Origin of the sequence: Actinacidiphila yanglinensis (assembly GCF_900107965.1) — a bacterium.
GTDB classification, from domain to species: domain Bacteria; phylum Actinomycetota; class Actinomycetes; order Streptomycetales; family Streptomycetaceae; genus Actinacidiphila; species Actinacidiphila yanglinensis.
Genome location: NZ_FNVU01000017.1, coordinates 111,179 through 124,744, shown reverse-complemented (window position 1 = coordinate 124,744; position 13,566 = coordinate 111,179). Strand labels below are relative to the sequence as shown.

The following is a 13,566-nucleotide window of genomic DNA, read 5'->3' as shown; positions in this document are numbered from 1 at the left end:
GCCGTGAGCGAGCACCGGCAGGACGACGACTTCCCGGACGACGGCTTCGCCGGCGACGCCGTCGACGGGGACACCTCCGACGGCGACGACAGGTTCGACGACAGCGGGGACGGCGACGGGCCGCGCGAGGCGGACATGGCGGTCATCGAGGCCGGCAGCCGTACGCTGCGCGCCCAGGTCACCCCGCCCGCCCCCGAGGACGACGTGCCGTCCCGGCCGGAAGACCCCGAACTGGACCAGCGGCTGCGCGAGGTCGAGGACGAGCTGATGGGCCGCTGGCCCGAGACGAAGCTCGACCCCTCCTTGGAGCGCATGGCCGCACTGATGGACGTGCTCGGCCAGCCGCAGCGCTCCTACCCGGCGATCCACATCACCGGCACCAACGGGAAGACCTCCACCGCGCGGATGATCGAGCGGCTGCTGCTCGCCTTCGAACTGCGCACCGGCCGCTACACCAGCCCGCATGTGCAGTCGGTGACCGAGCGGATCAGCCTGGACGGGACCCCGATCCCCGCCGAGCGCTTCATCGAGATCTACCGCGACATCCTGCCGTACATCGGCATGATCGACGACAGCCAGCCGCACCGGATGTCCTTCTTCGAGGTGCTCACGGGCATGGCGTACGCCGCCTTCGCGGACGCGCCCGTCGACGTGGCGGTGGTCGAGGTCGGGATGGGCGGCAGTTGGGACGCCACCAACGTGGTGGACGGCTCCGTCGCCGTGGTCACCCCGATCGCGCTGGACCACACCGACCGGCTCGGCTCCACCCCGGGCGAGATCGCCGTGGAGAAGGGCGGCATCATCAAGAAGGGCGCCACCGCGGTCCTCGCCCAGCAGCCGCCGGACGCGGCGCGGGAACTGCTGCGCCGCGCGGTGGAGGTGGAGGCGACCGTCGCCCGCGAGGGCGCCGAGTTCGGCGTGCTGCACCGCGAAGTGGCCGTCGGCGGGCAGATGCTGACCCTGCGCGGCCTCGGCGGCGAGTACGACCAGGTCTTCCTCCCGCTGCACGGCGAGCACCAGGCGCGCAACGCGTCCCTCGCGCTGGCCGCGGTGGAGGCGTTCTTCGGCGTCGGCAGCGTGCACCAGCGCACCCTCGATCTGGACACCGTGCGCGGCGCGTTCGCGGCGGTCACCTCGCCCGGCCGGCTGGAGGTGGTGCGCCGCAGCCCGACCGTCGTGCTGGACGCGGCGCACAACCCGGCCGGCGCGCAGGTCACCGCGGCCGCGATCAGCGAGGTGTTCGGCTTCAGCCACCTGGTCGGCGTGGTCGGCCCGAGCGGCGACAAGGACGTGCGCGGCCTGCTGGAGGCGTTCGAGCCGGTCTTCGCGGAGATCGTGGTCACCCGCAACTCCACCTCGCGGGCGATGGACGTCGACGCGCTGGCGGCCCTGGCCGTCGAGGTGTTCGGCGAGGACCGGGTGCAGGTCGAGCCGCGGCTCGACGACGCGCTGGAGGCGGCGGTCACCCTCGCGGAGGAGGAGGGCGAGTACTCCGGCGCCGGGGTGCTGGTCACCGGTTCGGTCATCACCGTCGGGCAGGCCCGGCTGCTGCTGGCCCGCAGGTAGGCGGGCGGCGGGATGCGAGCGGGGATGCGGACGTACACGAGAGCGAGAGGGAAGGGGGCCCGGGCATGCGGACCCTGTGTTCGAGCACGCTGATCGGCGAGTTCTTCGTCATCGGCTTCGCCGGGCTGGTCGCGATGAAGCATCCCGACCTGTCGATGGGCACCGTGTGGACGGTGTGCGGTATCGCGATGGCGCTGTGCATCCTGCTGTGCGGGGTGCTCAGCCGCCCGGGCGCGGTCGTCATCGGCTGGGCGCTGCAGGTCGGGCTGATCGCCAGCGGCTTCGTGGTCGGTACGATGTTCGTGCTCGGCGTGATCTTCGCCGCCCTGTGGTGGGCGTCGATCCACTTCGGTCGCAAGGTCGACGAGATCAGAGCCCGGCATGCCGCGCAAGCCGCCTGACAACCGACCCGCACGCGCCTTGTAGGCTCGTCGTCACATTCGCTTGTCATACGCATCAGGAGTCGCCCCGTGTCCCAGCGCACCCTTGTCCTCCTCAAGCCGGACGCCGTACGCCGCGGCCTGGTCGGCGAGATCCTGGGCCGGATCGAGCGCAAGGCCGGTTGGACCATCAGCGCACTGGAGTTGCGCACGCTGGACCGCGCCATCCTGGAGCAGCACTATGCCGAGCACGTCGGACGGCCGTTCTACGAGGCGCTGGTGGAGTTCATGGCGTCCGGCCCGGCCGTCGCCCTGGTCGTCGAGGGCGAGCGGGTGATCGAGGGAGTGCGCGCACTGGCCGGCCCGACCGACCCGATCGCGGCCGCACCCGGCTCCATCCGGGGGGACTTCGGCACCATCACGCGTGAGAACCTGGTGCACGCCTCGGACTCCGAGGAGTCCGCGCAGCGCGAGATCAAGCTCTTCTTCCCCTCCTTGGCGTAACGCCGCGGCGGCGCGTAAGGTCCCGGGGGTCGGTGCGGACACGGTCCGACCGCCGCTCCGGCCTTGCCCGTTCCGGCAGGTACCGGGGCCGAACGGGAACCAAACACTCCGACACGGCGTCACCATTACTGAGGTCCGCTGTGTGTTCTGATGACAATGGCGTCGGAACCCCGACACCGCGCCCAGCCCGGCGCGACTACGATGGAACCTCCGCCCACGCTCGGGAAGGCCAGACGTATCCACATGGCGAACAACATGTCGTTCATCGGCCGTGACATGGCTGTCGACCTCGGGACCGCCAACACGCTGGTGTACGTCAGGGGCCGCGGGATCGTCCTGAACGAGCCGTCGGTCGTCGCGGTCAACACCAACACCGGTGGCATCCTGGCGGTCGGCGCCGAGGCGAAGAAGATGATCGGCCGCACCCCCGGCAACATCGTCGCGGTGCGACCCCTGAAGGACGGCGTCATCGCCGACTTCGAGATCACCGAGCGCATGCTCCGCTACTTCATCCTCAAGATCCACCGCCGCCGCTACATGGTCCGCCCGCGGGTCGTGGTGTGCGTGCCGTCCGGTATCACCGGCGTGGAGCGCCGCGCCGTGATCGAGGCCGCCACCCAGGCCGGTGCCCGTACCGTGCACATCATCGAGGAGCCGATGGCGGCCGCGATCGGCGCCGGGCTGCCGGTGCACGAGGCCACCGGCAACATGGTGGTCGACATCGGCGGCGGCACCACCGAGGTCGCGGTGATCAGCCTCGGCGGCATCGTCACCGCCCAGTCCATCCGGGTGGCCGGCGACGAGCTGGACAACGCGATCATCCAGCACATCAAGAAGGAGTACAGCCTGCTGCTCGGTGAGCGCACCGCCGAGCAGATCAAGCTGACCATCGGCTCCGCGTTCGCCGCGGAGAAGGACGACGAGCACACCGAGATCCGCGGCCGCGACCTGGTGAGCGGGCTCCCCAAGACCGTGGTGATCTCCGCGGCCGAGGTCCGCAAGGCCATCGAGGAACCGGTGAACGCGATCGTCGACGCGGTGAAGACCACGCTCGACAAGTGCCCGCCCGAACTGTCGGGCGACATCATGGACCGCGGCATCGTGCTGGCCGGTGGCGGCGCGCTGCTGCGCGGCCTGGACGAGCGGCTGCGCCACGAGACGGGCATGCCGATCCACATCGCCGAGTCCCCGCTGGACTGCGTGGCGCTCGGCGCGGGCAAGTGCGTGGAGGAGTTCGAGGCGCTGCAGCAGGTCCTCGACGCGGCCCCCCGCAGATGACGCAGAGTTGAACCGCCCCCAGCGCCGGAGGCGCGGTATCCACCGCGGCCACGGATGCGGGCGCAATCCAGCACAGTAGTTCTGACCGGCCGCGGCCCCGGCGGCGGCGGGTCCGATGAGGAAGGCACGGACTGGCGGCCGTGAGGGACACAAAGGAGAGCCGGCTGCTGCTGGTACTGCTGGTGGTGGTGGCGCTCGCGCTCATCACCGTCGACATCCGCGGCGGCGAGAACTCACCGCTCGACCGGCCGCGACAGGCGGCCCAGTCCGCCTTCGGTCCGGTGGAGAACGCGGTGTCCGGTGTCGTCGACCCGGTCGGCAACGCCGTCGACGCGGTCCGGGACTCCGGCCACGACAGCAGCACCATCAAGCGGCTGCAACGCGAGAACGCCGCTCTCAAGCAGCAACTCGGCAGCAACGACACCACCCGCACCCGCGCCAAGGAGCTGGACAAGCTCCTCAAGGTCGCCGGCGCGGGGCAGTACACCGTCAAGGGCGCCCAGGTCATCGCGATAGGAGCCGCCCAGGGCTTCTCCTGGACGGTCACCATCGACGCCGGCAGCGGTGACGGCCTCAAGCGCGACATGACCGTCATCAACGGCGACGGGCTCGTCGGCCGGGTCACCACCGTCGGCCGCTCCACCTCCACGGTGCTGCTGGCCAACGACCCGGACTTCACCGTCGGCACCCGGCTGGAGAAGACCCAGGAGATCGGCTTCGCCACCGGCCAGGGCAACCGGCCGATGCGGGTCCAACTCCTCGACGGCAAGGCCGACGTGCACAAGGGCGACCGGGTGGTCACCTTCGGCTCGGAGGCGGACAAGCCGTTCGTGCCAGGTGTCCCGGTCGGCAAGGTGGTCAGCGTCGAACCGTCGGCGGGCAACCTCACCAAGACCGTCGAGGTGCAGCCCTACGTCGGCTTCACCCGGCTGGACGTGGTGGGCGTGGTCGTGGTCGGGCCGCGCACCGATCCGCGCGACAGCGTGCTGCCGCCGCGGCCCACCACCCCGCCGCCCCCGACGAAGCCCAAGCCGACGAACACCCCGTCGCCGGGCGACACCCCCGGGTCCGACACCAGCACCGGCACCGCGCTCCCTCCGGGCACCGAGCAGCCCAACCCGACCTACACCAGCGGGGGCTGAGCCCATGCGCCTGAACCGGATCGTGCTCTCCACCGTCCTGGTGGTGGTCGCCCTGGTCGCCCAGGTCAGCGTGCTGGCCCGGCTGCACCTGCCCGGCGCGGTCCCCGACCTGCTGCTGCTGACGGTGCTCGGCCTGGCCCTCACCTACGGCCACGTCGGCGGCTGCCTGATCGGCTTCTTCGCCGGACTGCTCGCCGACCTCGCGCCCCCCGCCGACCACGCGGTCGGCCGCTACGCCCTGGTGCTGTGCGTGATCGGCTACGCAGCCGGCCTCGCCAAGCCCGACAGCGGCCAACTGCGCACCGCCGCGGGCCCGATGCTGGTGGTCATCGGCGCCGCTATCGCCACCACGCTGCTGTACGCGGGCGTCGGCAGCCTGGTCGGCGACACCGCCGGGGCCCATGTCGGCCTGGCCAAGCTGGTGTTCACCGCGACGCTCTACGACCTGCTGCTGGCACCCTTCGTGGTTCCGCTCGTCATGGCGCTGGCCCGACGGTTCGACCGCGACCCGCTCGCCGACGACGCCGCGGGCGGGTTCGGTGGCGGCTTCGGCGGCGGGCGGTCCGGTGGCGGCCGGTCGGGCGGTCGGTTCCGGCCGCGCGGCAGGACCCGTCCCAAGGCGGGCGTGGGCGGTGGCATCACCCCGCAGCGCGGCCTGTTCGGCCGGGCCAAGTTCAGCGGCGTGCTGGCCAGGGGGGCGCGGCGATGACGGCGCGCGGCGCACACCAGGCCCCCGGGCCGCAGACGACGACGAAGCGCGCGGCTCCGGGCCGGGCGCGCGGAGATGGGGGCGCCCCCATGCCGCAGGCGATGCGGGAGAGCGAATAGATGAGCAACATCCCTGAAACCGGGCGGACCAGCCGGGTCACCATCCGGCTGGTCATCCTCCAGGTGCTGGTCTTCTCGCTGCTGCTGACCCTCGGCGGCCGGCTGTGGTACCTCCAGATCCGCAACGGCCAGGAGTACGACGCCAAGGCGAACAGCAACCACATCCAGCAGGTCGTCACCCCGGCCGTGCGCGGCTCGATCCTCGACGACCGGGGCGTGCCGATCGCCGACAACGAGACCCTGCTGGTGGTCTCCGCCAGCCGCACCGACCTCCTCCAGCAGTCGGACGGCGGCACCGCCGTCCTCACCCGGCTGGCCGCGGTCCTCGGCATGAAGCCGCAGGACGTGATGGACAAGGTGCGCCTCTGCGACGCGCACACGCCGCGCCCGTGCTGGAACGGTTCGCCGTACCAGCCGATCCCGATCACGGACAAGGCCACCACCCAGCAGGCGCTGCAGATCATGGAGCGCCGCGAGGACTTCCCGGGTATCACCGCCGAACCCACCGCGGTGCGCACCTACCCCAGCCCGGACAAGGCCAACGCCGCCCAGGTGCTCGGCTACCTCTCCCCGGTCACCGACAAGGAGGTCGCCGCCTCCGAGAAGACCAGCAACCCGCTGCTGCGCTCCGACCAGGTCGGCCGGTCCGGTCTGGAGGCCACCTACGACGATGAGTTGCGTGGCAAGGCCGGCGTCACCACGTACCAGGTCGACAACCTCGGCCGGGTGATCGGCAAGGCCGGCGACACCCCGGCCACCCCCGGCGACAACCTCGTCACCAGCATCGACTCCAAGGTGCAGGCGGTGACCGAGAAGGAACTCGACGCGGCGATGAAGGCCGCCCGCACGACGTACGACCCGGTCACGCACGAGAACTTCAAGGCGGACTCCGGCGCCGCGGTGGTGATGGACAACCACACGGGTCAGATAGTCGCCATGGCGAGCGAGCCCACCTATGACCCGAACGAGTGGGTCGGCGGCATCTCCGCGAAGGACTACAAGGCACTCACCGACGCGAAGTCCAACTACCCGCTGCTCAACCGCGCCATCCAGGGCGAGTCGGCGCCGGGCTCCACCTTCAAGGTGGTCTCCACCTCCGCCGCGATCCGGGCCGGCTACACCGAGGACGGCCCGTACGACTGCTCCTCGTCGTTCAACATCGGCTCCCAGGTCTTCCACAACGACGAGAACGAGAGCTACGGCCCCATCTCGCTGGCCCGCGCCCTGGAGGTCTCCTGCGACACCGTCTTCTACGGGATCTCCTACGACCAGTGGAAGAAGGACGGCGGGACCGACCCCAAGCACCCCAAGGACTGGTTCTACACGACCGCCCACGACTTCGGCCTCGGCGCGAAGACCGGGATCGACATCCCCGGTGAGGTCACCGGCCGGGTCCCGGACCGCCAGTGGAAGAAGGACTTCTGGGAGGAGAACAAGGACGACTGGTGCGCGACGGCCAAGAAGCACAAGAACGACAAGAACCCGTCGCTGGCGGTAGCCATCGCGATCGAGAACTGCCCCGACGGCTACGTGCTGCGCGCCGGTGACTCGGTCAACTACGCGATCGGCCAGGGCGACACGCTCGTCACCCCGGTGCAGATGGCGCGGATCTACGCGGCCCTCGGCAACGGCGGCACGCTGTACCAGCCGACCATCGCCAAGGCCGTGATAAGCCCCGACGGCAAGACGGTCACGCCGATCAAGCCGAAGGCGGTCGGCAAGCTGCCCGACAGCAAGTCCACGCTGAAGTACATCAACCAGGCACTGGCCGGCGTGGTCACCGAGGGCACCGCCGACTGGAAGTTCCAGGGCTGGCCGCAGGACACGATCCCGCTGCACGCCAAGACCGGTACGGCCGAGGTCTCCGGCAAGCAGTCCACGTCCTGGTTCGACACGTACACCAAGGACTACACGATCGTCATGACGATCTCCCAGGGCGGTACCGGTTCCGGCGGTTCCGGTGAGGCGGTCCGCCGGATCTACGAGGCGATGTACGGCATCCAGAAGGACGGCCAGAAGATCGACCCCAAGAAGGGCATCATGCCCAAGCCGGTCACCGCGCTGCCGAAGTTCTCCGCGGACGGCGCGGCGGTCAGTGCCCAGCAGGCGGCCTTCGTGACCAGCGCCACCGACCAGTTCGCGAACAGCCCGGCCGGACCGCAGGGCGGCGCCCCCGTCCCCGAACTGGCCGCGCTCACCCCGACCCGCACCGAGAAGCTGCTGTACGGCAGGAAGTACACGTGATGAGCGCGAACACCTACTCGGTCCGGCGCTTCACCCCGGAACGCTCCGCCCTGGGCAAGCTCTTCGCCCGGGACTCCGTGGTGCGCCGGATGGACTGGCTGCTGTTCTTCGCCACGCTGCTGCTGTGCTTCATCGGCTCGCTGCTGGTCTACTCGGCGACCCGCAACCGTACCGGCCTCACCCACGGCGACCAGTACTACTTCCTGATCCGCCATGTGATGAACGCCGGGATCGGGCTGGCGCTGTGCATCGGTGCGATGGCCATAGGGCACCACCGGATGCGCACCATCGTGCCGTTCTTCTACGCGCTGTCGATCCTCGGCATCCTCGCGGTGCTCAGCCCGCTCGGCTCGACCGTCAACGGTGCGCACTCCTGGATCATCATCGGCGGCGGGTTCTCGGTGCAGCCGTCGGAGTTCGTGAAGATCTCCATCATCATCGGCATGGCGATGGTGCTGTCCGCCCGGGTGGACGCCGGGGATCAGGTGCATCCCGACCACCGCCGGGTGACGCAGTCGCTCGCGCTGGCCGCGCTGCCGGTGGTGATCATCCTGCTGATGCCGGACCTCGGCTCGGTGATGGTGCTCGGCGCGATCGTGCTCGGGGTGCTGCTCGCCTCGGGTGCGTCCAGCCGCTGGGTGTTCGGGCTGATCGGCACCGGGATCGTCGGCTCCATCCTGGTCTGGCAGCTCGGCATCCTCGACAAGTACCAGATCGACCGGTTCGCGGCGTTCGCCAACCCCGCGCTGGACCCCTCCGGGGTCGGTTACAACACCAGCCAGGCGCGGATCGCGATCGGCTCCGGCGGGCTGCTCGGCAAGGGCCTGTTCCACGGCAGCCAGACCACCGGTCAGTTCGTGCCCGAGCAGCAGACGGACTTCGTCTTCTCCGTGGCGGGCGAGGAACTCGGGTTCGTCGGCGCGGCGTTCATCGTCGCCCTGATCGGGCTGATCCTCTGGCGAGCCTGCACGATCGCCCGCAACGCCACGGATCTGTACGGCACGATCGTGGCGGCGGGGGTCGTCGCGTGGTTCGCCTTCCAGTCGTTCGAGAACATCGGGATGACGCTGGGGATCATGCCGGTGACGGGGATTCCCTTGCCCTTTGTCTCTTACGGGGGATCGTCGATGTTCGCGAATTTCGTGGCCATAGGGATGCTGCAGTCCGTGAAGATGCAGCGCCCCATGTCCGCGTGACGCTCCGCTGGGCTCAGCCGCCCCCAGGGTGCCCTCGCGCCCCCCGGCGCCCCTCCCCGTGCGGGGGTACCCACTCCCCGGTGCGCGGGCTCCCCTTGCCGGTTGGGTGCCCGCTCCCCGTGCGCGGGCTCCCCTTGCCGGTTGGGTGCCCGCTCCCCGTGTGGGGGGCTCCCCTTGCCGGTTGGGTGCGCCGCCACCGTGGCTTGTCGCGCAGTTCCCCGCGCCCCTGAGGGGGCCCTCCTGCCGTGAGGGCGCCCCACTCCCCGTGCCGGGGTGCCCTGACGGGCAGAGGGTGCCCCTTCCCCGGCCTCGGGTTGCCCTTGCGGGCGGAGGGTGCCAATCAGGGGCGCGGGGAACTGCGCGAGCAACCGGCCACCGGCCGGTGGTCCGGCGACATCGCCGCGGGGGCTGGGCCTGCGGGTCCCCGGCTGCGCCGCGCCGGCTGAGCGCGCAGTTCCCCGCGCCCCTGGGGGTTGCCGTCGCCCGCAAGGGCAACCCCGGCACGGGGAGTGGGCATCCTTTGCCCGTGAGGGCCCCCGGGGGCGGGGGAAGGGGCCGTGGCTCGTGAGGGCACCCCTCCACCGGGGGGAGTGGGCACCCTCTGCCCGTGAGGGGACCCCTTCACCGGGGGGTGGGCACCCTTGCGCGTGGGGGTGCCGTGGGGGCGGCTGGGCCCCCGGAGGGGATAGCCAGGGGGCCTGGACGGGCATACCGTCCTTGTATGGGCCGAACCTCCGCGGAGACGGAACGCACGTACGAGACAGGCCCCCGCCACGACCTGCCCGACCTCACCGGGCTGACCGCCGGCACCCGGGCCCTGGCCCCGCTGCGGCTGAACGCGGTCTACTACGACACCTCCCACCTCACCCTCGCGGCCCACCGCATCACGCTGCGCCGCCGCGAAGGCGGCGACGACGACGGCTGGCACCTGAAACTCCCCACCGACCGCCCCGACACCCGCACCGAGATCCACGCCCCGCTCGCCGCCCCCGGCACACCCCCGGAGGACCTCCGCGCGGAGGTCGCCGCGCTGGTCCGCGGCCGCATCCTCACCCCGATCGTCCGGCTGCGCACCACCCGCCGCCGGGTGCTGCTGCTGGACGACGCGGGCCGCACCCTCGCCGAGGTCGCCTACGACGAGGTCAGGGCGAAGCCCGGCCCCTCCTGGTCCGAGATCGAGGTCGAGCTGTACGCCGGGGACGAAGCCCTGCTGGACGCGGTCGAGCAGCGGCTGCGCGACGCGGGCGTGACGCGCTCCGACGCCCCCTCCAAGCTCGCCCGCGCGCTCGGCAGCCGCCGCCCCGCACCCGTCAGCGACCACCCGGAACCGCCGGGCCCGGACGCCACCGCGGGTGACGCCGCCACCGCGTACCTGCGCGCCCAGCTCACCGCGATCGTCGCCCTCGACCCGCCGGTCCGGCGCGCCGAGGAGGACGCGGTGCACCGGATGCGCGTCGCCACCCGCCGGGCCCGCTCCGCGCTGAAGAGCTTCGGGCACGTCGTGGACCGCGGCGTCACCGACCCGCTCGGCGGCGAGCTGAAGTGGCTCGCCGAGATCCTCGGCGCCGAGCGCGACCGCGAGGTACTTGCCGCCCGCCTCGACCGGCGCCTGGCCGACCTCGAACCGGGCCCAGGCGTGGACGCGCTGCGCCGCCGGGTGCACACCGAACTGCCGGTGGGAGCCGACCCGCACGCGGGCACCGCGCACGCCGCCGTCGTCCGCGCCCTCGACAGCGCCCGCTACTTCGCGCTGCTGGACGCCTTCGACCTGCTGCTGGCCGAGCCGCCGTACCTGCCGGGCGCCGCCGACCCCGCGGCCGAGGCGGTCGCCGCCACCGTCCGGCGGAACCGGAAACGGCTGGGCGGGGCAGTACGCGCCGCGCTCGCGCTGCCGCCCGGCCGGGAGCGGGACGTCGCGCTGCACGAGGCGCGCAAGGACGCCAAGCGGGCCCGTTACTCCGGCGAGGCGGCCCAGCCGGTGCTCGGCGCGCCGGCGGCCGCGTACACCGCGCGGATGAAGGCGGTGCAGCAGCTGCTGGGCGAGCACCAGGACAGCGTGATGTGCCGGGCCGCGGTCGCCCGGCTGCGCGGCCGGGCCGAGGCGGCGGGGGAGGACCCGGCACCGTACGAGGCGGTCGTGCGGGCCGAACGGGAGATCGCCGCGGAGACGGAGGCCCGGCTGCCCGAGGCGTGGGCCGCGGCGGAACGCGAGGGCTGACGGCGGGAGTCCGCACCCCGCGCGCGTGGGCACAGCTGCCCGAGGCGGGGCGGCCGGGCGCCCTCCGCACCTCGGGTACTGTTGAGGGTCACCTTCCCCCCGGACGGCCGTGCCGCCGGGGCGCCCGCAAGATCAGGACACACGAAAGTCGCCGAGATGCCTGTCGAGTCGGTCTTCCCGCGCCTGGAAGCGCTGCTCCCGCACGTACAGAAGCCGATCCAGTACGTCGGCGGTGAGCTGAACTCCACCGTCAAGGACTGGGACGCCGCCGAGGTGCGGTGGGCGCTGATGTATCCGGACGCGTACGAGGTCGGCCTGCCCAACCAGGGCGTCATGATCCTCTACGAGGTGCTCAACGAGCGCGACGGCGTGCTCGCCGAGCGCACCTACAGCGTCTGGCCGGACCTGGAAGCGCTGATGCGCGAGCACGGCGTGCCGCAGTTCACCGTCGACGGCCACCGCCCGGTACGCGCGTTCGACGTCTTCGGCCTCAGCTTCTCCACGGAGCTGGGCTACACGAACATGCTGGCCGCGCTCGATCTCGCCGGCATTCCGCTGGACGCCGCCGAGCGCACCCTGGACGACCCGATCGTGCTGGCCGGCGGGCACGCCGCCTTCAACCCCGAGCCGATCGCCGACTTCATCGACGCGGCGGTGATCGGCGACGGCGAGCAGGCGGTGCTGACCGTCACCGAGCTGATCCGGGCGTGGAAGGCCGAGGGCCGGCCCGGCGGGCGGGACGAGATCCTGCTGCGGCTGGCCCGGACCGGCGGGGTGTACGTCCCGCGCTTCTACGACGTGGAGTACCTGCCCGACGGCCGGATCTCCCGGATCGTGCCGAACCGTTCGGGCGTGCCGTGGCGGGTGTCGAAGCACACCGTGATGGACCTCGACGAGTGGCCGTACCCGAAGCAGCCGCTGGTCCCGCTCGCCGAGACCGTGCACGAGCGGATGTCGGTGGAGATCTTCCGCGGCTGCACGCGCGGTTGCCGCTTCTGCCAGGCGGGGATGATCACCCGCCCGGTGCGCGAGCGGTCCATCACCGGCATCGGCGAGATGGTCGAGAAGGGCCTGAAGGCGACCGGCTTCGAGGAGGTCGGCCTGCTGTCGCTGTCCTCCGCCGACCACACCGAGATCGCCGACATCGCCAAGGGCCTCGCCGACCGCTACGAGGACGACAAGATCGGGCTGTCGCTGCCCTCCACCCGGGTCGACGCGTTCAACATCGACCTCGCCAACGAGCTGACCCGCAACGGGCGCCGCTCGGGCCTCACCTTCGCTCCCGAGGGCGGCTCCGAGCGCATCCGCAAGGTGATCAACAAGATGGTCTCCGAGGAGGACCTGATCCGCACCGTCGCCACCGCCTACGGCAACGGCTGGCGCCAGGTGAAGCTCTACTTCATGTGCGGGCTGCCCACCGAGACCGACGAGGACGTCCTCCAGATCGCGGACATGGCGCGCAAGGTGATCGCCAAGGGCCGCGAGGTCACCGGGCAGAACGACATCCGCTGCACGGTCTCCATCGGCGGGTTCGTGCCCAAGCCGCACACCCCGTTCCAGTGGGCGCCGCAACTCGGTGTCGACGAGACCGACGCCCGCCTGGAGAAGCTCCGCGACGCGATCCGCGCCGACAAGAAGTACGGCCGCAACATCGGGTTCCGGTACCACGACGGCAAGCCCGGCATCATCGAGGGCCTGCTCTCGCGCGGCGACCGCCGGGTCGGCGCCGTCATCCGCGCGGTCTACGCCGACGGCGGCCGCTTCGACGGCTGGCGCGAGCACTTCTCGTACGACCGCTGGCTGCGGGCCTGCGAGGCCGCGCTGCCCGCGTACGACCTCGACCTCGCCTGGTACACCACCCGGGAGCGCACCGCTGAGGAGGTCCTGCCCTGGGACCACCTCGACTCAGGGCTGGACAAGGACTGGCTGTGGGAGGACTGGCAGGACGCCCTCGACGAGACCGAGGTCGACGACTGCCGCTGGACCCCCTGCTTCGACTGCGGGGTCTGCCCGCAGCTGGACCTGGACATCCAGATCGGCCCGACCGGCCGCAAGCTCCTGCCCCTGACGGTCACCAACTCCGCGGGCGGCGGGGCCGGCACGTCATGAGCCCCGCGGGGCGGGCCGTCGCCGCGGCCCGCTGACCCCTCGTCGGACCGTGATGCGGCCCCGGACACCGTCCGGGGCCGCATCACGTGTGTCGGGGTCCG

At 71.6% G+C, this 13,566-nt stretch carries 10 protein-coding genes; all 10 read left to right on the top strand.

What is annotated here, in order from left to right; genetic code table 11:
• Positions 1 to 3: 3 nt before the first annotated feature.
• Positions 4 to 1,566, top strand: coding sequence for a bifunctional tetrahydrofolate synthase/dihydrofolate synthase (folC, locus tag C4U44_RS30215; protein WP_235032464.1), 1,563 nt, complete (start codon positions 4 to 6; stop codon positions 1,564 to 1,566).
• Positions 1,567 to 1,631: 65 nt separating this feature from the next.
• Entirely contained in the window at positions 1,632 to 1,967 is a 336-nt protein-coding gene (locus tag C4U44_RS30210; RefSeq protein ID WP_103889218.1) for a DUF4233 domain-containing protein, read from the top strand.
• A gap of 69 nt (positions 1,968 to 2,036) precedes the next feature.
• Positions 2,037 to 2,450 (top strand): nucleoside-diphosphate kinase, encoded by a 414-nt coding sequence (gene ndk / locus C4U44_RS30205; RefSeq protein ID WP_103889217.1) that lies wholly within the window; start codon positions 2,037 to 2,039, stop codon positions 2,448 to 2,450.
• 255 nt (positions 2,451 to 2,705) lie between these two features.
• Positions 2,706 to 3,728: a rod shape-determining protein gene (locus tag C4U44_RS30200; RefSeq protein WP_103889280.1), complete on the top strand. Its 1,023-nt coding sequence runs from the start codon at positions 2,706 to 2,708 to the stop codon at positions 3,726 to 3,728.
• Between the two features lie 140 nt (positions 3,729 to 3,868).
• The gene (gene mreC, locus C4U44_RS30195) at positions 3,869 to 4,870 is read left to right on the top strand and encodes a rod shape-determining protein MreC (RefSeq protein ID WP_103889216.1); all 1,002 of its coding nucleotides are present in this window, start codon (positions 3,869 to 3,871) and stop codon (positions 4,868 to 4,870) included.
• 4 nt (positions 4,871 to 4,874) lie between these two features.
• Positions 4,875 to 5,579, top strand: a complete 705-nt coding sequence (gene mreD / locus C4U44_RS30190; RefSeq protein WP_103889215.1) for a rod shape-determining protein MreD — start codon at positions 4,875 to 4,877, stop codon at positions 5,577 to 5,579.
• 119 nt (positions 5,580 to 5,698) lie between these two features.
• A complete protein-coding gene (mrdA, locus tag C4U44_RS30185; RefSeq protein ID WP_103889214.1) occupies positions 5,699 to 7,942 on the top strand; it encodes a penicillin-binding protein 2 in 2,244 nt (747 codons plus the stop codon).
• Positions 7,942 to 9,138 carry a rod shape-determining protein RodA gene (gene rodA / locus C4U44_RS30180; protein ID WP_103889213.1) on the top strand — a complete coding sequence of 399 codons (1,197 nt, stop codon included), beginning with the start codon at positions 7,942 to 7,944 and terminating at the stop codon, positions 9,136 to 9,138. Before mrdA ends, rodA begins: the two co-directional genes overlap by 1 nt.
• Before the next feature lie 721 nt (positions 9,139 to 9,859).
• Complete coding sequence (locus C4U44_RS30175) at positions 9,860 to 11,356, top strand: CYTH and CHAD domain-containing protein (RefSeq protein ID WP_103889212.1); 1,497 nt, start codon at positions 9,860 to 9,862, stop codon at positions 11,354 to 11,356.
• A gap of 156 nt (positions 11,357 to 11,512) precedes the next feature.
• Positions 11,513 to 13,465: a TIGR03960 family B12-binding radical SAM protein gene (locus tag C4U44_RS30170; RefSeq protein ID WP_103889211.1), complete on the top strand. Its 1,953-nt coding sequence runs from the start codon at positions 11,513 to 11,515 to the stop codon at positions 13,463 to 13,465.
• The last annotated feature ends 101 nt before the right edge of the window (positions 13,466 to 13,566 follow it).

Bases quoted from the DNA above. Each gene is read 5' to 3' on its own strand.
- C4U44_RS30210 (WP_103889218.1), top strand. From the start codon at position 1,632: ATGCGGACCCTGTGTTCGAGCACGCTGATCGGCGAGTTCTTCGTCATC.
- C4U44_RS30200 (WP_103889280.1), top strand. From the start codon at position 2,706: ATGTCGTTCATCGGCCGTGACATGGCTGTCGACCTCGGGACCGCCAAC.
- mreD (WP_103889215.1), top strand. From the start codon at position 4,875: ATGCGCCTGAACCGGATCGTGCTCTCCACCGTCCTGGTGGTGGTCGCC.
- mrdA (WP_103889214.1), top strand. From the start codon at position 5,699: ATGAGCAACATCCCTGAAACCGGGCGGACCAGCCGGGTCACCATCCGG.
- rodA (WP_103889213.1), top strand. From the start codon at position 7,942: ATGAGCGCGAACACCTACTCGGTCCGGCGCTTCACCCCGGAACGCTCC.
- C4U44_RS30175 (WP_103889212.1), top strand. From the start codon at position 9,860: ATGGGCCGAACCTCCGCGGAGACGGAACGCACGTACGAGACAGGCCCC.
- C4U44_RS30170 (WP_103889211.1), top strand. From the start codon at position 11,513: ATGCCTGTCGAGTCGGTCTTCCCGCGCCTGGAAGCGCTGCTCCCGCAC.